The following is a 23,939-nucleotide window of genomic DNA, read 5'->3' on the forward strand; positions in this document are numbered from 1 at the left end:
GTTCGAATTGCTTTTTAACTTCAAAAAAAACACCCCTTTTCCAAAGTAAACGGAATTGGGGCTGAATCCTTTATCGTTATAACATGCTCGAAACAAGCCCCTACATTAATCTATGCACAGCTTGTATAAACATGTCACCTCTTTCCTCAAACGTGCGATACTGATCCCAGCTCGCACAAGCTGGTGACAATAACACGACATCACCTGTCTCACTCATATCATGCGCTTTTATGGCCGCTTCCGAAACATCCTTTGCCGGAATAACATGCTCAATTCCAGCCTGTTGAGCGAGTTCAATTAACTTTTGTTGTGTTTCACCAAAAGCAACAACGCTCTTCACATGCTTCATAAACGGAAGCAACTCATCAAATGACTGTCCACGCTCTAAGCCCCCTGCTAGCCAAATAATTGGTTTATCAAAAGCAGAAAGGGCTTTTTGAGCAGCAAGAATATTGGTAGCTTTTGAATCATTATAATAGAGACGTCCGTTAATATCCGCAACAAATTCCAGACGATGACGAATGCCTGTAAATGACATTAAAATATTTTTGATAGAAGCGTTATGAACCCCAACCAGCTTTGCAACTGCAACCGCTGCTAAAATATTTTCGAGGTTATGATGTCCAACGAGCGCTACTTCTGATCGAGACATGATACGTTCTTCTTTAAAGTAAATCGTGTTTTCATCTGCCCACGCCCCTTCCTTCTGAGGCACTGTCGCCGAAAAAGGAACACATAAAGCATGAGCATGTTGGACGACTTCTTTAACTTTAGCATGGTCAGCATTGTATACAAGATAATCATCAGCCGATTGGTTTTTAAATATTCTCGTTTTTGCTTCTACATAGCTTTCAAACGTCTTATGATAATCTAAATGCGCTTCATATAAATTTAATAAGACCGCAATTTTCGGCTTAAACGTTTGAGTACCCATCAGTTGAAATGAGGACAATTCTAAAACAAGATGATCATCAGGTGTCATCGATTGGACAGTTTCCGTTGCCGCCACACCGATATTACCAGCTACCTTTGCTTGAAGACCATCTGCTCGCAGCATGTCACCAATAAGAGACGTCGTTGTCGTTTTGCCATTTGAACCGGTTATCCCTATTATCGGTCCTGTCGTCAACAAGCTTGCAATTTCAATTTCGGTAATAATCGGAATTTGGCGTGCCATTGCCTCCAGAAGTATTGGATGGTCATAAGAAATACCAGGCGTTTTAACAATGATATCAATATCATCTATAACTGATATCGGATGCGAACCAATAACAAGTTCAGCTCCCATTTGCTGGAGCTCATCCAATATGGTGTCACTTTCTGGTTTAAGTTCATTTATTCTGACCCGCTTATGCTCATGTAAAAGAAGCTTGGCTGCTGCTGTTCCACTTTTAGCTAGCCCAAGCACTAATATATTGTTATATGGGAAATGCTTCAAAAAACTCATCCTAACCACACCTCGATATAAACCCCTAACGCGGCAAAAACAAGTCCAACAAGCCAAAACGTCGTAACGACACGCCACTCTGACCAGCCGAGTAGTTCGTAATGGTGATGGAGCGGACTCATTTTAAAGACACGCTTTCCTGTTGTTTTAAATGATATCACTTGAATGATAACAGACAATGTCTCGATGACAAATACCCCACCGATAATGACAAGTAAGATTTCCATCTTTGTTAAGATAGCAATACTAGCAATTGCGGCTCCGAGTGCAAGAGATCCTGTATCCCCCATAAACACTTTGGCGGGATGGGCGTTAAACACTAGAAACCCAAGTAAGGCGCCGACAATAGCCAAAGCAAAAATAACCGTCTCAGGGGCAGATTGACTATACGCTGCTAAAATACCAAATGCCCCAAAAGCAATGGCAGCCGTACCTGCGAGCAACCCATCTAGTCCATCGGTTAAATTCACGGCGTTTGATCCCCCAACAAGCATTAAAATAACGAGCAGTAAATAGCCCCAGCCTAAATCCCATTGGAGCTCTGTACCTGGGATGTGAATAACAGTAGAAAACTCATACCTCATTAAAATGACATAAAAAATAATCGCAATTGCAATTTGGCCAAGCATTTTTTGCTTTGACGTTAAGCCCAGGTTACGTTTCATTGCCACTTTAATAAAATCGTCCATAAAACCGAGTAGTCCATAACCGAGCATTACGAACAAAAGTAACCAGAACTCATACCCAATCGCGCCCGGCACTAATTTATACGTCATAACTACGGTTGTCACTAAGGCACTAATGACGATCATAATGCCTCCCATTGTCGGTGTTCCGGTTTTTTTCAAATGAGATTTAGGTCCCTCTTCACGAATGCTCTGCCCAAATTTTAAACGTCGTAAAAATGGAATGAAGATTGGTGAAATCAGGACGGTCATAAGAAATGCAATTGTAATTGTTATAATGTGTGTATATATGTTCACTGTATTTCCTCCTTGTACGACAACCGCCCACAACGTTAGGATGGATTGATCAACCTTTCAATAAGGGTTTCAAATTGCATACCACGTGATGCTTTAAATAATATAAGGCTGTCTTCTTGTAAATAAGGCTTTAGATCATTAATAATATCATATTTTTCTTCAACATGTATGGCTTTAAAGGATGGATAACGCTGATGAAGTTCATCTGCAATAGCACTTGCATCTTTTCCAATTGTAAACACAGCCGTAAAATAGGCTTCATCTATATGGTCCACAACAGAACGATGCAGCTCCAGCGAATCTGGTCCAAGTTCATAAATGTCACCAAGAACGAGAATTTTGTTCTGATAGCCTTGCATAGCTTGAACGACATCAATTGCTGCTTTCATTGATGTCGGCGACGCGTTGTAGGCATCATTAATAATGGATGCACCACCTGTCCCTTTCATAATTTCAAAGCGCATTGCAGTCCATTCTAAATGAGCCAATGCACGATTAATGTTGCTGTCATCCACCTTTAACAGTTTTCCCACTTGAATGGCATATGTAGCGTTTACCGCATGATGCTTTCCTAACAAAGGAATGGTATAGTGGTCATTTTGATTAACGGTAAATCGTGTTTGATGAGGCTCGATCTGTACATTGGATACTGTAAATTGATTGGATGTGCTCAAACCGCATGTGACCACCTTACGACGTAGATCTTTTGTCTGTGCCAGAAGTGGTTCATCGCCATCTATAATTAACGCACCGTTTTCATGAAGACCGCTCAAGATTTCGACCTTAGCTTTAGCAATCCCCTCCCTAGAACCAAGAAACTCCAAGTGTGATTCTCCGATATTCGTAATAATAGCGATATCTGGCTTGGATATATTAGACAGTTGTTCAATTTCGCCGAATCGATCCATCCCCATTTCAAGGACGAGCAATTCCGTATTGCTTGGCATTGACAAAATGGTCAGTGGTAATCCAATTAAGTTGTTGAAATTACCAAGTGTATGATGCGTGCGGTAACTTGTTTTGCCAATTGCAGCAACCATATCCTTTGTCGATGTTTTTCCGTTTGAACCGGTAATCCCAACAACAATTGGATCGACATCACGTCTATATGCAGCTGCGAGTTGCTGTAATGCAAAGGTCGTATCGTCCGTGTAAAATAATGGAAAGTCTGTCGGCAAAAAACGTGGACGCTCTTTTTTCTTGTCCCAAACAGCTGCAATTGCGCCGTTATCAAACGCTTCCTTTATAAAATCATGCCCATCAAAACGCTCACCAACAATTGGAATGAATAAGGATTTGGAAAGTTTTTGCTTACTATTAGTTGTAATGTGTTCAATTGGAATTTGATCGGTTGCTACACCTGCATGTTCTGGCAAAACTGTAGAAACCCATTGTGTTGTAAATAACATGATTATGTCTCCTTATTGAGAATGGCATCGTACGCCACTTTTCTATCATCAAACGTATATTTTTTATGCCCGATCTGTTGATATGTTTCATGACCCTTCCCAGCAATTAAAATAACGTCATTTTCACTTGCCAGTGCGATCGCATGTTCAATGGCCTGCTTACGGTCCATGATGATGGTGTAATGCGTTTCTGTAAGCTCGGCTGTCATATCTTCTAAAATGGCTGCAGGATCCTCGGTACGTGGATTATCCGACGTAAACACACACCAATCGGCATGATTAAGTGCTGCATGAGCCATTAAGGGGCGTTTTGTACGGTCACGATCACCACCACAGCCTACAACAACGTATATACGTCCTTCAACAAAGCTGTGAATCGTTTTTAAAACGTTAACGAGTGAATCTGGTGTATGTGCATAATCGACAATGACGGAAAATGGTTGCCCCGCATCGACTTGTTCAAACCGTCCATCTACCCCTGATATTGTTTCCAGTGCCTGTTTTATTGTATCTAAAGGAACGCCTCTTGCGATGGCTGCACCACAGGCTGCCAGCATATTGTACACATTAAAATGGCCTAGCAATTGACTCTGTATATCAATTGATCCACCCGTCGTATGCAGGGTGAATGTCGTACCATCATGTCTCAATTCAACATTCGCCGCTGTAATTTGGCTTGAACCATACTGACCATATGTGACAACATGCTGAGCTGTATTTTTTTTCATTGTTTCATAAGCAGCATCATCCGTGTTCAAGATCGCAAACAGTGGGGTTTCCGGATCGTATTGATTGCCTAATTGCGCAAATAACAAACTCTTGGCGTGAATGTACGATTCCATCGTTTTATGATAATCTAAATGATCTTGCGATACGTTTGTTAAAATAGCCGTCGTAAACTGTGTGCCATAAAGTCTCCCCATGTCTAGTGCGTGTGATGACACTTCCATTATGACGATATGAACACCATTATCGAGCATTTTCCGAAACATTTTTTGTAAATATAACGCATTTGGAGTTGTATTTTCTATAGGGTACGTTTGAGTTCCAATCTTCAACTGTATCGTACCTATAACCGCTGTCTTCAAACCGTGTTGAGAGAAGATAGCATCGAGCAAATATGTCACGGTCGTCTTCCCGTTCGTGCCTGTTACACCAATGACAGGCAGGTGTTGCGTTGGATAACGATAAAATTTTGCTGCGAGCATAGCTGCTGCGCGAGACGTATCCTCTACATATACAACAGGAACCTGTTTAACATTTAACGGTCTCTCCGCGAGAATCGCAACGGCACCATTATGAATGGCTTCTTCAACAAAATCATGACCATCAACCATAAAACCCTTTATACAAATGAACAAGGTGCCTACGTTAACACGCCGTGAATCATCCTCAAGTGCTTTTATATCAATATCTTCAATCGTACGGTCCACTTTATAATACGACAAAACAGATAGCATTTCAGCAAATTCCATTAAAGAACACCAACCTTTTAGGTTTACCAGCTAAATACAACATGCATAAAAGCCCCCTTACCCAATTTTTCAAAGCGTTTTAGTTAAAAAACGCATGTGCGCATATCTTTATAGGTGAGAGTGCTCTGATAACATGTCATTGTATAGGTTGTGTGTTCAGTTAATGCGTTTATTTTCGCGCACGTATTCATTATAGCAAAATCATTCATCATTCTCGATGTTTTTTTCAGCTAAATATAATCGTATCGTATCTCCTTCATCCACTTTTACACCTGGCTTCGGTTGCTGATCAATAATATATGTGCCCTTGCCACTTGTTTTTATAGAGAGTGCCGTCATATATTCATTTAACTCACTTTTTTCTAAGCCGACAAGGTTAGGGACTTCTACTTTCGGACGGTCTGGCCATTGATAAGATTTATCGATGCCATCTTGGCGCCGCTCAACCCCCAATGCTTGTAAACTATCTTCAATGATTCTGCCTACAATAGGGGCAGCAACGACACCTCCAAATTGCACTGTGTTTTTCGGGTTGTCTATTGCCGTATAAACGACGATTTCCGGATCATCTGCGGGGGCAAATCCGACGAAGGATAAGACGTAATTGTTTTTCATATAACGACCATCAGCGCCTACTTTTTGAGCTGTACCCGTTTTTCCACCCACACGATAGCCTTCAACATATGCAGGTCTTCCCGTTCCTTTTGCAACAACACTTTCGAGTGCATGACGGATTTTTTCGGATGTTTGTTCCGAAATGACACGCTCCTTCATATTAGGTTCAATCACATCGACAACATCACCAGTCTGGGGATCTAGCCATTCATTCGCAATATGTGGTTCATAAAGGAATCCACCATTAATGGCAGCTGATACCGCCATGACCTGTTGAATGGGGGTCACTGATACACCTTGACCAAAGGCTGTTGTCCCGAGTTCAACAGGACCGACCCGATCTAAATCAAATAAAATGCCGTTGCCTTCACCTTGAAGATCAATGCCAGTTTTTTGACCAAATCCGAACTTCTTAATATACGAAAATAATCTTCCCTTACCAAGTTCCTGACCTAAACTTACAAAGCCAGGGTTACAGGAATTTTGGACGACTTCTAAATACGTTTGATGACCATGACCACCACTTTTCCAACAGCGTAATTTAGCACCGCCAACCTCTATTGATCCTGTATCATGATAATGATCGTTTTCAAGATCTACAATATCTTCCTCAAGCGCTGATGCCAATGTGATAATCTTGAACGTTGAACCAGGTTCAAACGTACTCCAAATTGGAAGGTTACGGTCATATATGCTTGACTCCACTTCCTGATATGATTCGGGGTTGAAATTAGGTCGAGAAGACATTCCAAGTACTCCGCCTGTTTTAGGATTGATCGCTATGGTCAGCGCACCATCTGGATTATATTTTTCTATTGCAAGATCTAATTCACGTTCAATAATGGACTGTACTTTAAAATTAATGGTTGTTTTTAAATTCAACCCATCCTTAGGCGGGGTGTATTGATCTGCGAGCGTGTTCATTCGTCTTCCTTTTGCATCTGAAAAATACGAAAGACTGCCCGCTTCACCACTCAATTGTTCATCGTAATATAACTCCAGCCCCATAAGACCTTGATTATCAATTCCAGCAAAACCAAGAACATGAGATAGATCATCTCCATGGGGATAATGTCTTTTTGAGTCTTTTGCAAGGTAGACGCCGGGTAAGTCAAGCGTTCGAATTACCAATTCCTGTTCTTCAGTTATTTTTCTTCCCTCAGGATGTATACTAGCACTGGATGCATTCTTCGTGACATATTCCAGCGCCTTCGCTTCTGATATGTCCAAGATATCTGCTAGATAGTGAGCTGTTTCTTCAGGGTTGTTGACCTGTCTTGGAACGATCACAACAGAAGGTGCTGTGACATTTTCAGCTAGCACGGCACCTGTTTCATCAAGGATTAACCCGCGTTCTGCCTCAAACAAAATATCTCTTGTCCAAGATTCGTTCGCCTTTTCGTGCAGCTCACTTCCAATGACAAATTGCACATAGCCAAGACGGATATCAATAATCAGAAACAATAATAGACCAATAAAAAATGCAGTGACAATCCGTTTTCTTATCGTTACAGTAGATACGTGCCGCATAATCCATCCCCTTCTCATAGGTAGGCTTGTATCCACTATATGAATAAAAAACTGAATTAGAACACTGCATATGGTCAAGACGCTTCTTCGTCTAGTTCATTTTGAGATGCTTCATTAGTCGCATCAGGTGCATCTGTTTCTTCTATTTCTGTAGCCGGTTTTTCTGGTTCAGCAAATTCTGCTACGAGACGTGTATTTTGATCAATCTGATCACCTTCTGAAACACTCTGCTTGTGCACATATCCGTTACCTTTAATCTCAACCTCTAATTCCATTAGTTCTGCTAATTGCAGAACATCTCGCTTCGACCACCCAATTATGTCTGGCATTTCGGGAATGTCTGTTAATAGAATAAGCCGCTGTCCAGGCATTACGAGCGTTCCCTTTGTGATGTTTACACCCTTTACAGTTTTGCCATTCCCTACAAATACAGCTTCTAACCCTTTGTCGGTAATGATTTGACGGGCTCTTTCTACGGATTGATCAACTAGCTCAGGCATTTCCACTGCACTAATCTCATTTCCTGTTTCTTTATCCGGTTCAATGTCCAAATAATGCAAGCTATTTTCCATGACATTTTTAAAGATGAAAGAAACTGGGAGTGAGCCATATTCATGTGGCTCGAGTTTCGGTTGTTTAACCATGACAAACATCATTAAACTTGGATCATCTTTTGGTGCCATTCCAAGAAAAGAGAATATGTGGTTTTCCCTTCCATATAAATGACCCGGGCCATCAGGATTGGCTATTTGAGCTGTACCGGTTTTGCCAGCTACCGAATAACCTTTGAGGGCGAAGGATTTTCCTGTTCCATGATCCCCAGAAACAACATTTTCTAGTAAACCCATCACTTGCTGTGCGGTTTCCTTTGAAATGGGCTGCCCAGCCTTCTTCGGTTCGTTTTGTTGGACTACATCTCCTGTGGCTGGATTAACAATCTTAGAAATCACATACGGTGTCATCATTTGACCGTCATTGGCAATCGCAGTCGCCGCCTTCATGATTTGCATAGGTGTATACGTACTGCCTTGACCAAAAGCAGCAGTTAATTTTTCATAAGGCCATCTATAAACAATTTTCCCAGCTACTTCACCAGGAAGATCAATATTCGTTTTTTTATCAAGATCAAATGCATGTAAATAGTCTAGAAATATGTCAGGTCCCATATTCTCCCAAACGAGCTTTGAAGCGGCAACATTTGAAGAGCGTTCAAAACCTTCGTCAAACGAAATGGTTCCCCACCCTTTACCTGCATTATGATCATGAACCGTATCTATCAAATCACTCACTTTATAAGTACCAGATTTAAATGTATCCGCTCCATTGTAATTGCCTGATTCGATAGCAGCAGCCCAGGTTACCATCTTCAATGTAGAACCGGGTTCAATGGGGGTGGAAATGGCATCATTATACCAGTTTTCAATCTGATCAGGATTATTTGGATTGAAGCTCGGTCGATTACTCATAGCCAGAATTTCGCCTGTTTTCGGATTCATAACGATGGCTGTCATGCGCTCCGGTTCATATGTCTCATCAACCTGTGACATCGAATCCTCTAATAATATTTGGATCTTTTGATCGAGGGTTAAATAAACATCCTGACCATCTTGAGGCTTTTGAATAACTTCATTCGGATCTAGTAATTTAGCACCATAGCGATCTCTTTCGTAGGATATATGTCCAGCTTCTCCCTTCAATAGATCCTCCATTTGCTTTTCCATTCCAGTTATACCTTTAATGTCACCTGATTCATCTTTTTGCGCAAACCCAATGATTCGAGAAGCGAACATGCCATTCGGATAATTTCGAATAGCTTGTTTCGTAAAACCTATCCCAGGTAACGACAGTGCTTCAATATCTTTCTTCGTTTGCTGAGAGAGCTGTTTTCCATTAGACCCGAATTCAACTTGTGTCTTTTCGTTGTCTATTCCCCATTGAATGCGTTCGACGATATAGCTTTTTTCAACATCCAAAAAAGGAGCAAGCTTCTCTGCCGTAGTTTCGACATCAACGACATGCTTAGGCTCCTTTTCGTTTACGGTGTATGCCTCATCCACCGTGGCATATATTGTAAAAGTTGGATGATCATAAGCAAGCGTCAAGCCATTATGATCGAGTATTTTACCACGCTCTGCACTCAATGGATAAGATGCCGTCCTTATTTTTTGCGCCCATTCCGATAAAGAAACATCATTGACGGTTCCAGATGCTTGAATGTATAAAAAACGACCACCGATCAGCATAAATACAAAAGCAAATATAAGAATAAAAATACCCGACATCACGTGTGTATGCTTGTGCTTCATTTTCTTCATCATCAATCACCTTGGTTGGACACTGACTAAGTTAGCTTGCTTGACTTCAGCATTTTGAATGTTCAAGCCATTTTCGCGAGCAATACGGATAATTCGCTCTGGGCGCTTTAACTCCTTTAACTCAAACAACAAATTCTCATTTGTCACTTGCTGAGCTGTAATCTTGCGCTCTAGCGATTGTACATCACGATTGACAGCATCTGTATTAGAGGAAAATGTTACAATATACACGGCTGCCACTAATAGGCCTATGCTCATGAACGCATAAATGATCTTTTCGCCTTTTGTAATCCAACCCGACTGCTTGACTTTAACGACCGTTTTTTGTTGAGGGGTTTCATGTATGTATGATTTTTCCCAATTCCGAGCATGACTTGTATTCATTACGACTTCCATCCTTTCTTGCACAAGTTTTTATTTACTGACCTTCTCGATGATACGTAGCTTTGCTGAACGTGATCGACGATTTTCTTCTAATTCTATATCTGTTGCAATAACAGGTTTTTTCGTTACTAATTTATAAGGCGCTTCATACGCTTCCGGCAATACTGGAACATTTTTAGGTATGCTTTTTGGTGTGCTTAACGCTTTAAAAGTTTGCTTACATATTCGGTCTTCAAGAGAGTGAAATGTAATAACAGCGATTCTGCCACCAGGTGCAATAATTTTAGCCGCTTGATGAAGTGCATCTTCAAAAGCATTTAATTCATCATTAACTGCGATTCGTAATGCTTGAAACACACGTTTAGCTGGGTGCCCCCCCTTACGTCTAGCAGGAGCTGGAATCGCATCTTTAATGATATCTCGAAGCTGATAAGTTGTATCAATCGATTCTGCCTCACGATACCGTTCAATTTTTCGGGCGATTTGCTTTGAGAACTTTTCCTCCCCGTATTTAAAGAAGATCTTAACCATATCTCCATATGACCATTCATTTACAATCTCATGCGCTGTTAACACGCTGTTTTGATCCATTCGCATATCAAGCCGCGCATCATGTTGATAGCTAAAGCCTCTATCTCCTCGGTCTAGTTGAGGTGAGGATACACCGAGGTCAAATACAATTCCATCCACATTTGTAATATTTAATCTTTCAAGTTCTGAAGTGATGTGGCGAAAATTTTTATTCACATATGTAATCGATGACTCATAGGCACGAAGCCTCTCCTGTGCAGCAGTAAGTGCATCAATATCTTGATCAAAAGCAATCAAACGTCCATTACTCGCTAAAGCTTCAGCGATCTTTTCCGCGTGACCACCACCACCAAGTGTACAATCTACATATGTTCCTTCTGGTTTTATATCAAGTCCGTCAATGGTTTCTTTTTTTAGGACACTATAATGTTCAAACAACTCTAACACCCACTTTTTAAATTCATGTATGTCTCGCATTCAGTGGTTCATTAAATATCAAAATCTAAAAGGTTTTCAGCGATATCATCGAATGAGGCTTCTGATTCATTGAAGTAATCGTCCCAAACAGACGCTGACCAAAATTCAATCCGGTTTGATACCCCAATGACAACACATTCCTTCTCTAGAGTGGCATAGTTTCTCAAGGATTGAGGTATATTTATTCTCCCCTGTTTATCCACTTCGCATTCGACTGCGCCTGAAAAGAAAAATCTGGTAAATGCACGCGCGTCTTTTTTCGTTAGTGGGAGTTTTTTTAACTTTTCTTCTACGACGTTCCATTCTTCCATCGGGTAGGCAAATAAGCACTGATCGAGTCCGCGGGTGACAACAAAGCGTTCACCAAGCCCATCCCGGAACTTGGCAGGGACAATTATGCGTCCTTTCGCATCAAAATTATGTTGGAATTCACCCATAAACATATACGCCGCCCCACTTTCTTAACCCAATACTACCACAACCCCCCACTTTCTACCACATCTTTATGACAGGTTTTTAGTCTTATCCTAAAAATGGTACATTAGTCCTATTCCCAAATGAAAACAACCGCCTTTTGACCGGATTTTCCGGTAAAAGGCGGTTGTTTTACAAGCTATTCTCGTGGGAGAGGGTGGTAGACCGTTCATTCAAACGTCATAAATATACAACAAAGTGTTTATTCATCATTGACCAACTCTGTTGAGATATGGATTGAATAAAGTCGATCCCGTACTCATTCATCAATGGTAGTGGAGACCAAATACGCTCTTGAAATTGATTATTTGGTCGGAGCGCCATATTGATTAAATCAAACTCATTAATAGTATGTGCATATTTTTCTTCCAAGGCCTTGCTCATACGTTTTTCAATAAAATCAAGCGTCTTATTTAGATGTTGTAAGTTTTTATGAGCGAGTTGCTTCATATCTGGCTGCATATTTTCAGCTATGTCTCGTAACGGACGATGAGCAGAATCAACAGTCCGCTTAATTTCGTTAACAACATCCTTGATCGGAGGATTTTGCTGTGCTGCTAGCCAATTTATTTTTTGCTCGCTTACACCGTTTGTAATTGCTTCTTGAGCGTTAATATGATGTTTGCGCAACAATCGTTCAATATGTCGGTTTACAAATGTATACGATTGACGTGGTAAAACAGGCGGCATGGATAAATGACATGCAGCAAAAGCCGGCTTTAAGGCCGACCAGTAAGCCAACTCTCCTGGACCACCTAGAAATGCTAAAGTAGGAAAGAGCCATTCCTGCATAAGCGGGCGACTAACAACATTATTGCTTAATCGTTCTGGTGAGAATTTGGCAACATTTAACAATTCTTCTGTCGTCAACTGTATATCGCCCAATTTACTTGTCCACATAGAGGAGACAGGATCACGCATCAAAAGAGACCGTGTCTGGTCTTTATGATAAAACAAATGGCCATCAAATGGTGTTGTATCTAACGTGAGCTCGTAACCTTTTTGCTTTAATTGTTCAACAGTTTCATGGACACCTTGAGCCACGGTAGGCTGATTATGGATCAACTGAATAAAATAATCTGATTCCAACTGACGTAGCGCTTTGTCTCCAGAATCCAATAAAATGACACCTGTATCTGGAAAAATACAATATATAATACGTGCAAAGAAATCAACATACGACGTCGCATTCAATAAGCAATGTTCAATTGTACGATAAAGGTCTTTTGTATGCTCTGTTTCACTCATACATTCAAATAGATTATCAAGCCACTTTTTTGCTAACCCTTGGTCAAGCGTAATATCAGATACCGGTGTTTTATCTTGTATGTACTGACCAATAGTCACTTTTTTCATTTCATTATCATTTGGCATGAAAATATGATTAATTTCCGCAAAATCGTGATCTTCACCCGCTATCCAAAAAACAGGTATGACAGGTACACTCTGTTTTTCCTCTTGATCCTTCGCAAATTGAATAACTGATATGATCTTATTAATTGTATATAAAGGCCCTGTTAATAGCCCTGCTTGTTGTCCAGCAATCACAACAACACTATCCTCATCTTTGAGCCTTTCAATATTGGACAAGGTCGCTTTTGGTGCACCCCATTTTGCATTCATCTCATAAAGCGTTTCAGACAATTGTATACGGGAATAGTCTCTACTTTGTAACGCTTTAAGTCTTTCACGATAAGTTGTGTCTTGAAATGGGTTGTATTGAAAATGGGACAAAATATCGTCTGTTTGTTTATAATAATCACTTAGAAATCTTTGACTAGGCTCCAGCTGTATTGAATTGATCTCCATCGATCACATACTCCTTTTACGTTAAGGTATTATGATATGTATTTTACATGATTCACTTCATAAATTTCATTTAATCTGTTTTACATTATTTATTAGGATATCGGAAACGTAAGCACAGACCTACGAAATATCCAGTAGCGATTTTTATTTTTCCTTTCAGAAGTGTGCCGACATTTAATTATAAGGGAAATTATACTATAATAAAAGATATACAAAAATAATAAATTTAAAACAAAGGGGGATTATATGAATCGCGTAAAGGTTGAACAATTATTAATTAATTATAAGACGCTAGAACAATTCAAACGGTTCAGAGAGTATGGTAACCAAGAGCTTTCAATGCTTGAAGACTTGCAAAACAACATCGTGGAAAACAATAGTGAGTCACCTTTTTACGGGGTTTACTTCGGTGATACACTGGTGGCGAGAATGAGCTTGTACAAGATCTCAGCTAAATACGACGCTTATTTTGACCCACCACAAGACTACCTTGAACTTTGGAAGCTAGAAGTTCTTCCCAATTTTCAAGGTAAAGGGTTTGGTCGAGCACTTGTAGATTATGCTAAAAGCTATCATCTACCGATTAAAACAAACCCACGCGTTAATTCAAAGGGATTTTGGGAAAAAATGGGCTTCATAAAGGCACATTACGATATGGAAAGAGATCTCAGTGAAAATCCTCTCATTTGGATGGTTGAAGGTGTTCAGGAGAAGAAATAAAGATAGGTGAACGAGGCTGGGACAAAAGAGGTTTAATTAAATGAAAAAAACGAACAATACCACCGCTCCGGTAATATACTACGGGACCGACAACTAGGACGGTTTAGTGTCGGCGTTGGTCACAGCACGTGACCGAACTTAGTCGACCACGGGGTAACAGGAGGTTACTCGTTCGATGTTGGTGCAGGACGCACCGTATTTAATCGAACCCCCCCTCGGTGAGCCTCGGGCCAACCGGATGTTGGTCATGAAGGCGTGGCGATTGTCGTCGCGGATTTAGCCTTCCATCCCCACGCACCGCGGGGTCTCGCCTAGGCCTTTGCTCCCACCGGAGTCTACGTATATTGCCTGAGCTAATTTTGAGCATTGTTCATCATCTCAGTTAAACTTTAAGTATGTCCCAGTCTCGCTTAGTTATGGAAGAAAGATATATATTACGGACGTCATATTATTCGGTTTGACCGTCTGTCACCCATTCCCATAGTTTACCCATTTCTTTCCACGCTGCATCGTAACGATTGAGTTGTTGTTTTAATGCATCATTTTCCTCTTTTAGGCGCTCAATTAAGGCCTGTTCCTCTCCTTTGAATAAAGTTGATTGAAGCGAGACCCCTTTTTTCATGTTTTCTAGCATACGAATGGCCGTTTCAATCGGATCGATATCGCCCCACTCAAGTTGTTGCTCACCTTTAGAAAACTGCTCAGACAAGCCCGATTTCCGATCTTGTTTCGCCTGTTGTATGGCTTCTTCATAGTGCTTTCGTATTGTAGCATTCCACCGGAACCCACACGCTGCAGACGTACGGGATAATTGTTTTGCTACTTCCTTAAATGCTTCAAGCTGTGTTTTCCCTTCTCGAATATAGCGAAGCACTGTTTCGGCTAATATCATATCTTCATCTCTTGACCAGGCATCCTGCCGCGTTGCATTCATACCATCACTCCTTATCTTTTGCTATCAATATATGCAATCGATAGGTGTGATAGAATAACTGTTTTTAGATCCTATTTTTCATTATATTTGTGTTTGTTCTTAAAAGCATGTATCGCTTGTTTATGTCTCGCACTCCCCCAAAGGTCTGAACAAGCGCGTACATCTTCATCCATATGCGTTGATAACTCCGCCAAACAGAGTGACCGTTTATATTGTTGTTTAAGCATGCGCATTTGGTCAATGGAGCGGTTTAAATAATCTTCCAACAAATGGGCAAAATCCCCTTGGACATTTTCGTCGTATATATGATGAACCCATCCTTTTTGATGTAGCGCATCAACATCATAAACCGTTCCTTCCATAAGCCATTGATAGGCAAAGCTCGGATGGACTTTTTCATATAGTATCGTGCCTCCTCCCCAGCCGGGCGCAATACCGAGATTAGCTTGCACAAAGCCAAATTGCGTTTTTGATCGAGCGATGCGAACATCACACGCAGTTGCAAGCTCACACCCTCCACCGACAGCATTACCATTCATCACACATATCGTTGGGACTGGAAATGAAACTATTTCATATAATACATCTTTCATCGCGGAAAGAAGTTTATAAGCTTCAGCCGATTCTAAATCACTATGTAATTGGGTTAGATCCCCACCCGCACAAAACGTTTTGTTTCCTGCACCAGTTATGACGAGACATTTGATAGGGTCATCCTTCGCTCTCTTTAAGATAGACTTCAGCATAGCTGTCATATCGGCTGAGATTGCATTATGCTTCTTTGGGCGATTCAGTCGTATAACACCATATAAACCATTAAATACATCATATTGAATTGGTGGTGCTTCCATTTTTATCCCTACTTTTGTCTTTTGATTTTGAAACATTGTGCACATCAGGAATAACTTAACGCTCTATAACATACACACCTTCAAAAAAACAGACCATTCAGCATTTGAATGATCTGTTTCTCTCATCTCTATATTAGTTATTGACGACTTCTTTACCGTCATAATGACCACATGCTTTGCACACATGGTGTGGTTTTGTGAGTTCACCACAGTTGGAGCATTCAACCATATTAGGTACATGTAGTTTTTTATGTGTACGGCGTTGGTTTTTTACCTTTTTTGAAGTTCTTCTTTTAGGTACTGCCATGACTAACACCTCCTTAGTACGAAAACATATAAACTGTTTTATTCAGGCTTATCCTTAAAAAAGGATTGTAGCTTTTGCAATCGGGGATCCACTGTTTCCTCCAGTTTTTCCTCTGATACAAATGCCCAACCTTCTCCTTCTACGGGCACATTGTCTTCTGAATTCGCCTGATTAGAAAAGACTCGGAAAGGCACGTTCAATAAAATGATCTCCTTTATGATAGGAGCCAAATCCAATGTCTCGCCTTCCACAGGGTGAACGTCATTTTCAGCATCCTCTTCACTATAATACAAAGATGTTGAAAAGACTTCATTCGCCTTAATTTCGAATGGATAAACGACATCTGTCAATGTTCGGGCACATGGCAGAATCATTTCACCCTTTATATTAAAGGAAAAAACAATCTCGTCCCCCTGATAAGAGCAGGTGCCGTAAACACTCACAAAATCAATTTTTCTAATATCATTATCCATCGTCTGTAAGTCAGAGACATCGACTTTCTGATCAAACGTCATCGGTTCATTGAAAGCATTCTTCCTAATTTGACCCAATGTAAATTTCACTACGATCACCTCAGGCAACAAAGGTTATTTTAAATTGTATTTGACGTTTTGTCAACATTTTTTCTTTACATACAGCAATTTATTATCTAATATGGTCAAAAGTTGGTTGGTCTATGATCACGGTGTGACATTTAATAATCGGATATCAACAATCCCATAAACAAATATTCCGAGTTAAGCCGTCATTCTAACACAACTCAAAATTTGGTACAATATCATTAAATCGATACAGGAGTTGATTGAATGCAAGCATGTGGTCTCGTTGTTGAATACAACCCTTTTCATAATGGGCATGTCTATCACATTGAACAATCCAAAATAGAATCCGGTGCTGACTGTATCATCGCCGTTATGAGCGGTTCTTTTTTACAGCGTGGTGAACCAGCGATTATTGATAAATTTCATAGAGCTCAAGCAGCACTTTCAGGTGGAGCGGACATCGTTTTAGAACTGCCCTACGTCTTTTCTGTGCAAGGTAGTTCTTATTTTGCGGATGGTGCTGTGCGCATATTACATGAGCTAGGTGTCGATACACTTTGTTTTGGAAGTGAATCAGGTGACATAAAAAAATTTGAACACGGCTACGAGCAATTAAGTCATAATTTCACGGAATACCGTTCCGTATTAAAAGAAAGTTTAAGCGAGGGCATGTCATTTCCCACGGCAAGCAAACGGGCATACAAAAGTGTTGGATTAGATTCAGAGCATATGGACCTAGCTAAACCAAATAATATACTTGGCTTTAGTTACGTTCGCTCAATTAGAGACCGCACATTACCAATTCGAAGTCTAACCATTCAACGGACAAAAAGCAACTATCATGATCCCTCCATCGTTCATGATATCGCCAGTGCCACAAGTATAAGAAATGAGATCAAGCAGCATAAGTGTGTCACAACTGATGCCGCGCGTGCCCTACCAAATACAATGAGAGATATGCTGACATCTTATAAAGCCGTAGCTTCGATCTGGCATGATTGGGAGCACTATTTTCCCTATTTACATTATAAAGTGGTCACAATGACCCTGAGCGAACTCGCATGCATTCACGGTGTCGACGAGGGGCTTGAACATCGAATTAAAAAAACGGCGAAAACAGCTGAATCTTTTGAGGCTTGGATCACTGCGCTCAAAACGAAACGGTATACGCGGACGAGGCTACAACGCATGTTCGTCCATATCTTAACCGGAACAACCAAAACGGATATGGCTCGTATGTCTGATCCGAACGCATCTTTACCTTATGTTCGCATACTGGGTATGACCAAAAATGGCCAAGCATATTTGAACAAGGTTAAGAAAACGATGCAGGTCCCGTTGATTACAAAGCTCTCGAATAGTGTTTGTGACATGCTCGCTCACGAAGAACGTGTATCCAATGTGTATTATAGCATTTTACCGCCTGGGGCACGTAAGAGGCTTTTTAAGCAGGAATTAAGCGGTCCCGTTTTAATGAATGCCTCACACTAGCTGCTTGTTAATCCGGTATCAAGAGTTATCTGAACACACTTTGTTTTTCCGATGACAGCTCAGCTTTATGATGCAGGTGATTGTTTAGACAGATAGTCAAGGGCATCATTAAACGTGTCAACAGGGACAATTTCCATATCAGTGCCGATTTCTGCAGCTTTTTTTACTGCTGCTTGATAATTGGAATCGGCATCTCCTTGTTCATTTGGTGCAAAGAAAATATCGCAACCTTCTCGATCAGCAGCTACGACCTTCTTATCGACACCACCAATCCGGTACACATTGCCTTCATAATCAATTTGACCTGTCCCGGCAACTTGGTACCCTTTTGTCACATCCTCCTCAGTAAGCTGATCATAAATTTCCAATGAAAACATAAGCCCTGCACTTGGGCCACCTATGCGCCCACTAGAGAACGTGACTTTTGGATCTACTTCAACATGTCGATCTGTCACGAGACCCACACCAATACCAATTTTACCCTCTTGGTTTTCGTATTCTACAAGGGTAATCTGCTTCGTCATCGTTGCTTCTTCACGCTTAATGACAAGCTCAATCGGGTCACCAGCATTCAACTGATCGACAATTTCAATCATATCTGCTGCCTTGTTAACATCTTGACCATTAATTTGTATGATTTGGTCCCCTGATTCTAATACACCTTGTGCGGGCATTTGATCAAATATTTGAGCGACATAAACGCCATTATAATCAATTTGGATATTTGCGTTAGCGGCCTGATATGCAACAACCATAGATGCCTCTTGAGAATTTTCCATCATTTCCAATTGAGCATGCATGTACTCTTCTCGTGTTATATCATCAGGGAAGACTTCAGCTAGGTCCCTAATTTCATGATGCGGCAAAACCATTGACAACAAATACTGAATCGGAGTTGCCTGACCGCCACTGACAGTGACAAGGTGCATATCACCGCTACTTTCATACCCATCCGCTACCTCTACGATCGGATTGAGAGCATCGGCGCCACCTGGTTTGTATATGTAATAAGGTAGCTTATAGCTTGATAGAAAAAATGCAATAACGATTACAGCTACCAGTCCAAATAAATGGCGTTTCGTCAATCTCATAATATGACCCCTTCCAATATTAAAAAATGTCTATAAGTACTATTCATATTTCCACCGTCTCCATGCGTATATTGATAAAAGACTTGTCCTCAATCTTGCAGCACAATAACGTTCACCTGAAAGCTAGCATTAGTTTACTATTTACACTGCAATAAGTACAGAACCAAGCTCATTTTATTAGGGGGCCTATAGTTTGAAACAAATAATGATGACCCTATTGCTTTCCACGTCAGCCTTATGTATGGCGTTGGCGTTAATTATTTATCCAGAACAATCTCTAGAAGCGAGTGTTCGTGGACTTAATATTTGGTGGGAGGTCGTATTCCCGTCACTGCTACCTTTTTTTATTACGGCTGAATTGCTCATAGGGTTCGGTGTCGTCAAATTTATTGGCTCTCTGTTTGAGCCTATTATGCGCCCTCTTTTTAACGTACCAGGCTCAGGCAGTTTTGCCTGGTCCATGGGCATGGCCAGTGGATACCCATCAGGCGCAAAAATCACAGCTCGATTACGGGAAGAAAAGCAACTAAGTAAAACAGAAGCAGAACGCCTCGTGGCCTTTACAAACGCCTCTAGTCCATTGTTTATTTTCGGTGCTGTCGCTGTTGGATTTTTTCACGATCCTAACTTGGGTATATTACTCGCCCTAGCGCATTATATTGGTAACACACTTGTCGGATTGTGTATGCGGTATTATAAAAAAAGAGAGCAATCGGTTTCTGAAACGAAACGCACACGACCTAACATAAAAAAGGCGTTCCAAAGTATGCACCGGACACGCCTTAACGACCCTCGTCCGTTAGGTGAAATTATTGGCGATTCTGTGTTACATTCTATCCAAACACTCGTTATGGTCGGTGGATTTATCATTTTATTTTCAGTATTAACTAAGCTGCTCCACTTAATCGGTGTTTCATCGTTTATCGCCTATAACATCCAATATTTATTTAAGCTCATGATGATGCCACCAGAATTATCATTACCATTTATATCTGGATTATTTGAAATCACCCTTGGGGCAAAGTTAATTTCACAGTTGTCAACGGATATGTTGTTGGCAAAAGTCATTGTCGTCAGCTTCATTCTCGGTTTTAATGGTTTTTCTGTTCAAGCACAAGTCGCAAGCATTCTCGCAAAAACAGACATAAGCTTTAAGCCTTATTTCTTTGCAAGAATTTTACATGGCGTGTTCAGCTCACTCTTAACTTTATTCCTTTATAAACCGATCTACTTAAAGCAAAGCACCGAGCCTGAAGAAACGATGCTTGTCTTCCGTAATACATCTATTGATGCTTCAACTAACATCTTAGAATTAATGAGCCAATATGGACCAGTTATGACATTAGGAAGCCTCTTCATCGCATTTATTATTCTTGCTCGTCGCAGTACTCGATAAAGTGATGAAGAGGCTAGCAACATTAATTGCCCTGAAACGCATGATGATTTTTATGGATAGAAAGTGACGAAACAGTCTTCAAGTCCTTGTGGAGATTGACTAACATCACCAAAACTTAAAGCTCTATGTGCGATTCGTTGGCCTCTTATGTATAACCCATTATTGTTTCATCTGATATTTGGCTTGCAGAGCTGCTTCAACCGGCTTAGGAACAAGTCCTGACACATTCCCGTTATATTTAGCAACTTCTTTTACAATGCTTGAGCTCAAAAATGAATACTGATTGTTCGTCATCATAAAGAATGTCTCGATATTTTCATCTAGCTTTCGGTTCATTGATGTTATTTGCATTTCATATTCAAAGTCACTAACAGCCCTTAAACCACGGAGTACTGCATGAGCACCAACTTCTTTTGCATAATCAATTAATAAACCATCTGAAACATCAACACGGACATTTGGTAAATCCTTTGTAACTTCCTTTAATAGATGTATACGTTCATCTGCAGTGAATAGCGGATGTTTTGCTTGATTATTAAATACTGCTACAATCACTTCATCAAATACACGTGCACCACGGCGAATAATATCAAGGTGTCCATATGTCACTGGGTCAAAACTACCTGGACATATCGCAAGTCTATTCATGGATCTGTTCTCCTTCTCTTGAGAATTCATAAATTGTTACTGCAATTGTTTGTCCATATTGCGCCTGTTTAATAATCGATAACTGATTGGTTGATTCAGGTAACAATTCTAATGGGTCATGTTCACAATAAAGCAACCCTTTATCCACCAACAAGTTATGCTCTAAAAGACGCTCAATGATTTTAGCATAGTTTACTTTTTTGTAAGGCGGGTCGACAAGAATAAGGTCAAATGCGTTACCCTTTTTAGCGAGCGCATTGATTGCACGGTTGGCATCTGCCCGGTGGACATCCGACTGCTCCCTAATACCGAGATTATCCACATTTGCATTAATTGTCTTTATTGCTAAACCAGACTGATCGACGAACACACACGTATCCATCCCTCTACTAATGGCTTCGATTCCTAACCCGCCACTACCAGCGAATAAATCGAGGCATCGGCCACCTGTAAAATACGGACCCATTACTTGAAATACCGATTCCTTCACTTTATCTGCTGTCGGTCTTGTTGTTTTTCCTGGTACAGCCTTTAACGGGCGTCCCTTTAGATTTCCCGATATGACACGCATGTTTTCACCTCATTATATAGCCTGATCTTATCCTACCATAAAATATTAGTGTGTAAAACATGATAACTACCATGTATATTATTACACCCTTCGTCAATAATACTATACTGAAGCAGTCATAACATGCATTTGACTGTTTTAGAACACGGAGAAGACTTACACTTCCCCATAAGTTTTCTTCCGGTTTCTCCTCTCCCTTTGCTTTTTTGTTTTCTATGGAGAAGACAAAAAAGGACCTGCAGATCAGTGTCTGCAGGTTTTTTTATATTCCCATTTTATAATCATATTCTTTTGCTTTGTCCACTTTTGCATTTTCAAAGTTTGTTTGAACAAATGGTTTGTAGGAGCGTTCTATTTTTGAAATAAATGATTGACGTAACAGCTTTTGTTCTACTATATCGATTTGATCACGGTCCACATACAATACCGCATATTTTAGCTTTTTTGATACATGAATTAAATGACCGTACCGCTTAATATGTTTCGTATTTTTCATATGCTGAAACCATATAACCAAACCTTGTCGTTCTTTAATCATTTTATCCCCACCAATCTATATATACATATCGACTATTATGATGCTTGACAGCCGCATGTACCGCCACTCCCGCAGCCACATCCGCTGTCTGAGAGCGCAGCGCCATCTTTTGGTGCTTTAACATTCTCACTCACACTATGAGCAATCAGACCACTCACATCATCAAGCAAAGCTTGTAAAGAACGCTCAGCAATTTTAAATGCCGCAATGGTGTCGTGCATATCCATAGCTCGTTTGGCCGCTCTAATACGCTTCATAATCTCATTATAATCAGGATGATACGTACCAAATCATAGTCTGCCTTTAAATCATTAAACGCTTTTATATAGTGTTGTGCCTGTTTATCTTCATTCATGTCTTTTTTGGCTTGTTGATAAGCTTCCATGACGTCTGACTGCAAAATCATTTTACCTAGCGCTTCACTGCAATCTAAAACATCTACATATTCCATCGTTGCAATCATGTCAATCACCTCTACCAAACATGTTACCATTTTAATGAACGGATGAAAAGTCGGGAGAAAGTACAATTCATTTTATTTCCTACTATGATCCTTTCATAATTCCAGCCATTTGAATAAGCATGTTAACCATATCGGCCCTTTGCCCAAACCTTTCAATACGTTGTGTCATCGTTTTTCCATAAAATTCTTTTGCTGCTTTCTCGAGATCAACCAGCTTTTCTGGTTCCCGGGTCAATATTCGGTACCACTCTGGCCGATGCCTAACGACGTGCAATAAATCAGGACGATTTTGTAAAGCCTCATATACATAGGGTTGCATCAGCTCATTCCTCCTCTAGTCTTTAAACCAATCATAAGATGGATCACGGTCTGGCTTGATCGGCAACTGAGGTAACTGGCTTTTCTTAGTATCTTGAAATTGACCAATAAGCTCTTGGATCGTATTAATCGTTCCACTGAGTTGGTATGCATGCTTTTGAATTTTATCTAAATCAACGGTTTCCGTTAACTTTTTTAATTGCTCGAACATTTCCGTCTGTTTCTTTGTATCCGTTTCTTTTTCTTCCTTTTTTTCATTTACTTTATGATCGTCAGATTTATAGCTATTCCAGTACGGGTCATCCTCACCTAGCAGAGTCCACTTTTCATAGTACTCTTGCCATGAGCGGCCACTTTTTCTTATAGACTCGATTAATTTAGGATGCCGATTTATAAATGCTTTAAATTCACGTACTTGCGGATGTAAATCTTTCTCTGTCAACGTAATCACCCCACTCCACAATCTCTTGGCTCATGCTAATATATGCGTGATTAAATCCCAATGTGAACGATAGTGAGCGTCTAACACCCCCTACGCATGATGCGCATCTAATTCATTGCAACTTCAATAATTTCATATTATGATAGCATTATATGTATAGATATATAATAAGGGGTGA

At 40.4% G+C, this 23,939-nt stretch carries 23 protein-coding genes and 1 pseudogene; 3 read left to right on the forward strand and 21 right to left on the reverse strand.

Going from position 1 to position 23,939, the window contains the following annotated elements; genetic code table 11:
• Positions 1-100: 100 nt before the first annotated feature.
• From murD to bshC, 10 genes are all read right to left on the reverse strand, one after another.
• A complete protein-coding gene (murD, locus tag HPC67_RS01575; protein WP_217585684.1) occupies positions 101-1,447 on the reverse strand; it encodes a UDP-N-acetylmuramoyl-L-alanine--D-glutamate ligase in 1,347 nt (448 codons plus the stop codon).
• Entirely contained in the window at positions 1,444-2,385 is a 942-nt protein-coding gene (gene mraY / locus HPC67_RS01580; protein ID WP_246569657.1) for a phospho-N-acetylmuramoyl-pentapeptide-transferase, read from the reverse strand. The genes murD and mraY overlap by 4 nt, the downstream gene beginning before the upstream one ends.
• Positions 2,386-2,465: 80 nt before the next feature.
• Positions 2,466-3,839, reverse strand: coding sequence for a UDP-N-acetylmuramoyl-tripeptide--D-alanyl-D-alanine ligase (locus HPC67_RS01585; protein WP_217585686.1), 1,374 nt, complete (start codon positions 3,837-3,839; stop codon positions 2,466-2,468).
• A gap of 2 nt (positions 3,840-3,841) precedes the next feature.
• Complete coding sequence (locus HPC67_RS01590; RefSeq protein WP_217585687.1) at positions 3,842-5,314, reverse strand: UDP-N-acetylmuramoyl-L-alanyl-D-glutamate--2,6-diaminopimelate ligase; 1,473 nt, start codon at positions 5,312-5,314, stop codon at positions 3,842-3,844.
• A gap of 201 nt (positions 5,315-5,515) precedes the next feature.
• Positions 5,516-7,459, reverse strand: a complete 1,944-nt coding sequence (locus tag HPC67_RS01595) for a stage V sporulation protein D (RefSeq protein ID WP_217585688.1) — start codon at positions 7,457-7,459, stop codon at positions 5,516-5,518.
• A 74-nt stretch (positions 7,460-7,533) separates the two neighbouring features.
• Positions 7,534-9,774, reverse strand: a complete 2,241-nt coding sequence (locus HPC67_RS01600; RefSeq protein ID WP_343327785.1) for a penicillin-binding protein — start codon at positions 9,772-9,774, stop codon at positions 7,534-7,536.
• Positions 9,775-9,780: 6 nt separating this feature from the next.
• The gene (ftsL, locus tag HPC67_RS01605; RefSeq protein WP_217585689.1) at positions 9,781-10,158 is read right to left on the reverse strand and encodes a cell division protein FtsL; all 378 of its coding nucleotides are present in this window, start codon (positions 10,156-10,158) and stop codon (positions 9,781-9,783) included.
• 30 nt (positions 10,159-10,188) lie between these two features.
• Positions 10,189-11,127, reverse strand: a complete 939-nt coding sequence (gene rsmH / locus HPC67_RS01610) for a 16S rRNA (cytosine(1402)-N(4))-methyltransferase RsmH (protein ID WP_217585690.1) — start codon at positions 11,125-11,127, stop codon at positions 10,189-10,191.
• A 50-nt stretch (positions 11,128-11,177) separates the two neighbouring features.
• The gene (mraZ, locus tag HPC67_RS01615) at positions 11,178-11,609 is read right to left on the reverse strand and encodes a division/cell wall cluster transcriptional repressor MraZ (protein ID WP_217585691.1); all 432 of its coding nucleotides are present in this window, start codon (positions 11,607-11,609) and stop codon (positions 11,178-11,180) included.
• A gap of 211 nt (positions 11,610-11,820) precedes the next feature.
• Entirely contained in the window at positions 11,821-13,449 is a 1,629-nt protein-coding gene (gene bshC / locus HPC67_RS01620) for a bacillithiol biosynthesis cysteine-adding enzyme BshC (protein ID WP_217585692.1), read from the reverse strand.
• Between the two features lie 246 nt (positions 13,450-13,695).
• On the opposite strand from bshC, the gene HPC67_RS01625 reads away from it, so the two are divergent.
• Positions 13,696-14,169 carry an N-acetyltransferase gene (locus HPC67_RS01625; RefSeq protein ID WP_217585693.1) on the forward strand — a complete coding sequence of 158 codons (474 nt, stop codon included), beginning with the start codon at positions 13,696-13,698 and terminating at the stop codon, positions 14,167-14,169.
• A 448-nt stretch (positions 14,170-14,617) separates the two neighbouring features.
• On the opposite strand, the gene HPC67_RS01630 is transcribed toward HPC67_RS01625, so the two are convergent.
• The 4 genes from HPC67_RS01630 to HPC67_RS01645 all read right to left on the reverse strand — a co-directional run bounded on the left by HPC67_RS01630 (position 14,618) and on the right by HPC67_RS01645 (position 16,824).
• Positions 14,618-15,103, reverse strand: a complete 486-nt coding sequence (locus HPC67_RS01630; RefSeq protein WP_217585694.1) for an RsfA family transcriptional regulator — start codon at positions 15,101-15,103, stop codon at positions 14,618-14,620.
• Positions 15,104-15,174: 71 nt separating this feature from the next.
• A complete protein-coding gene (locus HPC67_RS01635; RefSeq protein WP_217585695.1) occupies positions 15,175-15,954 on the reverse strand; it encodes an enoyl-CoA hydratase/isomerase family protein in 780 nt (259 codons plus the stop codon).
• Positions 15,955-16,087: 133 nt separating this feature from the next.
• Positions 16,088-16,261, reverse strand: coding sequence for a 50S ribosomal protein L32 (rpmF, locus tag HPC67_RS01640; RefSeq protein ID WP_217585696.1), 174 nt, complete (start codon positions 16,259-16,261; stop codon positions 16,088-16,090).
• Between the two features lie 38 nt (positions 16,262-16,299).
• Complete coding sequence (locus tag HPC67_RS01645) at positions 16,300-16,824, reverse strand: YceD family protein (protein ID WP_217585697.1); 525 nt, start codon at positions 16,822-16,824, stop codon at positions 16,300-16,302.
• A gap of 243 nt (positions 16,825-17,067) precedes the next feature.
• Here HPC67_RS01645 and HPC67_RS01650 point away from each other — a divergent pair, with 243 nt between their 5' ends.
• The gene (locus HPC67_RS01650) at positions 17,068-18,294 is read left to right on the forward strand and encodes a nucleotidyltransferase (RefSeq protein ID WP_217585698.1); all 1,227 of its coding nucleotides are present in this window, start codon (positions 17,068-17,070) and stop codon (positions 18,292-18,294) included.
• 65 nt (positions 18,295-18,359) lie between these two features.
• Here the strand turns inward: HPC67_RS01650 and HPC67_RS01655 are convergent, their stop codons facing one another.
• A complete protein-coding gene (locus tag HPC67_RS01655; RefSeq protein ID WP_217585699.1) occupies positions 18,360-19,385 on the reverse strand; it encodes a SepM family pheromone-processing serine protease in 1,026 nt (341 codons plus the stop codon).
• A 193-nt stretch (positions 19,386-19,578) separates the two neighbouring features.
• Here HPC67_RS01655 and ylbJ point away from each other — a divergent pair, with 193 nt between their 5' ends.
• On the forward strand, positions 19,579-20,781 hold the full coding sequence (gene ylbJ, locus HPC67_RS01660) for a sporulation integral membrane protein YlbJ (RefSeq protein WP_281417487.1): 1,203 nt from the start codon (positions 19,579-19,581) through the stop codon (positions 20,779-20,781).
• Between the two features lie 159 nt (positions 20,782-20,940).
• Here ylbJ and coaD read toward each other — a convergent pair whose 3' ends face one another.
• The 6 genes and pseudogenes from coaD to ylbD all read right to left on the reverse strand — a co-directional run bounded on the left by coaD (position 20,941) and on the right by ylbD (position 23,761).
• The gene (gene coaD, locus HPC67_RS01665; RefSeq protein WP_217585700.1) at positions 20,941-21,429 is read right to left on the reverse strand and encodes a pantetheine-phosphate adenylyltransferase; all 489 of its coding nucleotides are present in this window, start codon (positions 21,427-21,429) and stop codon (positions 20,941-20,943) included.
• Positions 21,422-22,000 carry a 16S rRNA (guanine(966)-N(2))-methyltransferase RsmD gene (gene rsmD, locus HPC67_RS01670; protein ID WP_217585701.1) on the reverse strand — a complete coding sequence of 193 codons (579 nt, stop codon included), beginning with the start codon at positions 21,998-22,000 and terminating at the stop codon, positions 21,422-21,424. The genes coaD and rsmD overlap by 8 nt, the downstream gene beginning before the upstream one ends.
• Positions 22,001-22,262: 262 nt before the next feature.
• Positions 22,263-22,538 (reverse strand): YlbG family protein, encoded by a 276-nt coding sequence (locus tag HPC67_RS01675; protein WP_217585702.1) that lies wholly within the window; start codon positions 22,536-22,538, stop codon positions 22,263-22,265.
• A 35-nt stretch (positions 22,539-22,573) separates the two neighbouring features.
• A pseudogene (locus HPC67_RS15965) lies at positions 22,574-23,001 on the reverse strand (YlbF/YmcA family competence regulator).
• 82 nt (positions 23,002-23,083) lie between these two features.
• The gene (locus HPC67_RS01685) at positions 23,084-23,320 is read right to left on the reverse strand and encodes a YlbE-like family protein (RefSeq protein ID WP_217585703.1); all 237 of its coding nucleotides are present in this window, start codon (positions 23,318-23,320) and stop codon (positions 23,084-23,086) included.
• 15 nt (positions 23,321-23,335) lie between these two features.
• Positions 23,336-23,761, reverse strand: a complete 426-nt coding sequence (ylbD, locus tag HPC67_RS01690; RefSeq protein ID WP_217585704.1) for a YlbD family protein — start codon at positions 23,759-23,761, stop codon at positions 23,336-23,338.
• Between the last annotated feature and the right edge of the window lie 178 nt (positions 23,762-23,939).

Origin of the sequence: Lentibacillus saliphilus (genome assembly GCF_019093865.1) — a bacterium.
GTDB lineage: Bacteria > Bacillota > Bacilli > Bacillales > Amphibacillaceae > Lentibacillus_B > Lentibacillus_B saliphilus.

Bases quoted from the DNA above. Each gene is read 5' to 3' on its own strand.
- murD (WP_217585684.1), bottom strand. From the start codon at position 1,447: ATGAGTTTTTTGAAGCATTTCCCATATAACAATATATTAGTGCTTGGG.
- mraY (WP_246569657.1), bottom strand. From the start codon at position 2,385: ATGACCGTCCTGATTTCACCAATCTTCATTCCATTTTTACGACGTTTA.
- HPC67_RS01585 (WP_217585686.1), bottom strand. From the start codon at position 3,839: ATGTTATTTACAACACAATGGGTTTCTACAGTTTTGCCAGAACATGCA.
- HPC67_RS01590 (WP_217585687.1), bottom strand. From the start codon at position 5,314: ATGGAATTTGCTGAAATGCTATCTGTTTTGTCGTATTATAAAGTGGAC.
- HPC67_RS01595 (WP_217585688.1), bottom strand. From the start codon at position 7,459: ATGCGGCACGTATCTACTGTAACGATAAGAAAACGGATTGTCACTGCA.
- HPC67_RS01600 (WP_343327785.1), bottom strand. From the start codon at position 9,774: ATGAAGAAAATGAAGCACAAGCATACACACGTGATGTCGGGTATTTTT.
- ftsL (WP_217585689.1), bottom strand. From the start codon at position 10,158: ATGAATACAAGTCATGCTCGGAATTGGGAAAAATCATACATACATGAA.
- mraZ (WP_217585691.1), bottom strand. From the start codon at position 11,609: ATGTTTATGGGTGAATTCCAACATAATTTTGATGCGAAAGGACGCATA.
- bshC (WP_217585692.1), bottom strand. From the start codon at position 13,449: ATGGAGATCAATTCAATACAGCTGGAGCCTAGTCAAAGATTTCTAAGT.
- HPC67_RS01625 (WP_217585693.1), top strand. From the start codon at position 13,696: ATGAATCGCGTAAAGGTTGAACAATTATTAATTAATTATAAGACGCTA.
- HPC67_RS01630 (WP_217585694.1), bottom strand. From the start codon at position 15,103: ATGAATGCAACGCGGCAGGATGCCTGGTCAAGAGATGAAGATATGATA.
- HPC67_RS01635 (WP_217585695.1), bottom strand. From the start codon at position 15,954: ATGGAAGCACCACCAATTCAATATGATGTATTTAATGGTTTATATGGT.
- rpmF (WP_217585696.1), bottom strand. From the start codon at position 16,261: ATGGCAGTACCTAAAAGAAGAACTTCAAAAAAGGTAAAAAACCAACGC.
- HPC67_RS01650 (WP_217585698.1), top strand. From the start codon at position 17,068: ATGCAAGCATGTGGTCTCGTTGTTGAATACAACCCTTTTCATAATGGG.
- HPC67_RS01655 (WP_217585699.1), bottom strand. From the start codon at position 19,385: ATGAGATTGACGAAACGCCATTTATTTGGACTGGTAGCTGTAATCGTT.
- coaD (WP_217585700.1), bottom strand. From the start codon at position 21,429: ATGAATAGACTTGCGATATGTCCAGGTAGTTTTGACCCAGTGACATAT.
- rsmD (WP_217585701.1), bottom strand. From the start codon at position 22,000: ATGCGTGTCATATCGGGAAATCTAAAGGGACGCCCGTTAAAGGCTGTA.
- HPC67_RS01675 (WP_217585702.1), bottom strand. From the start codon at position 22,538: ATGATTAAAGAACGACAAGGTTTGGTTATATGGTTTCAGCATATGAAA.
- HPC67_RS01685 (WP_217585703.1), bottom strand. From the start codon at position 23,320: ATGCAACCCTATGTATATGAGGCTTTACAAAATCGTCCTGATTTATTG.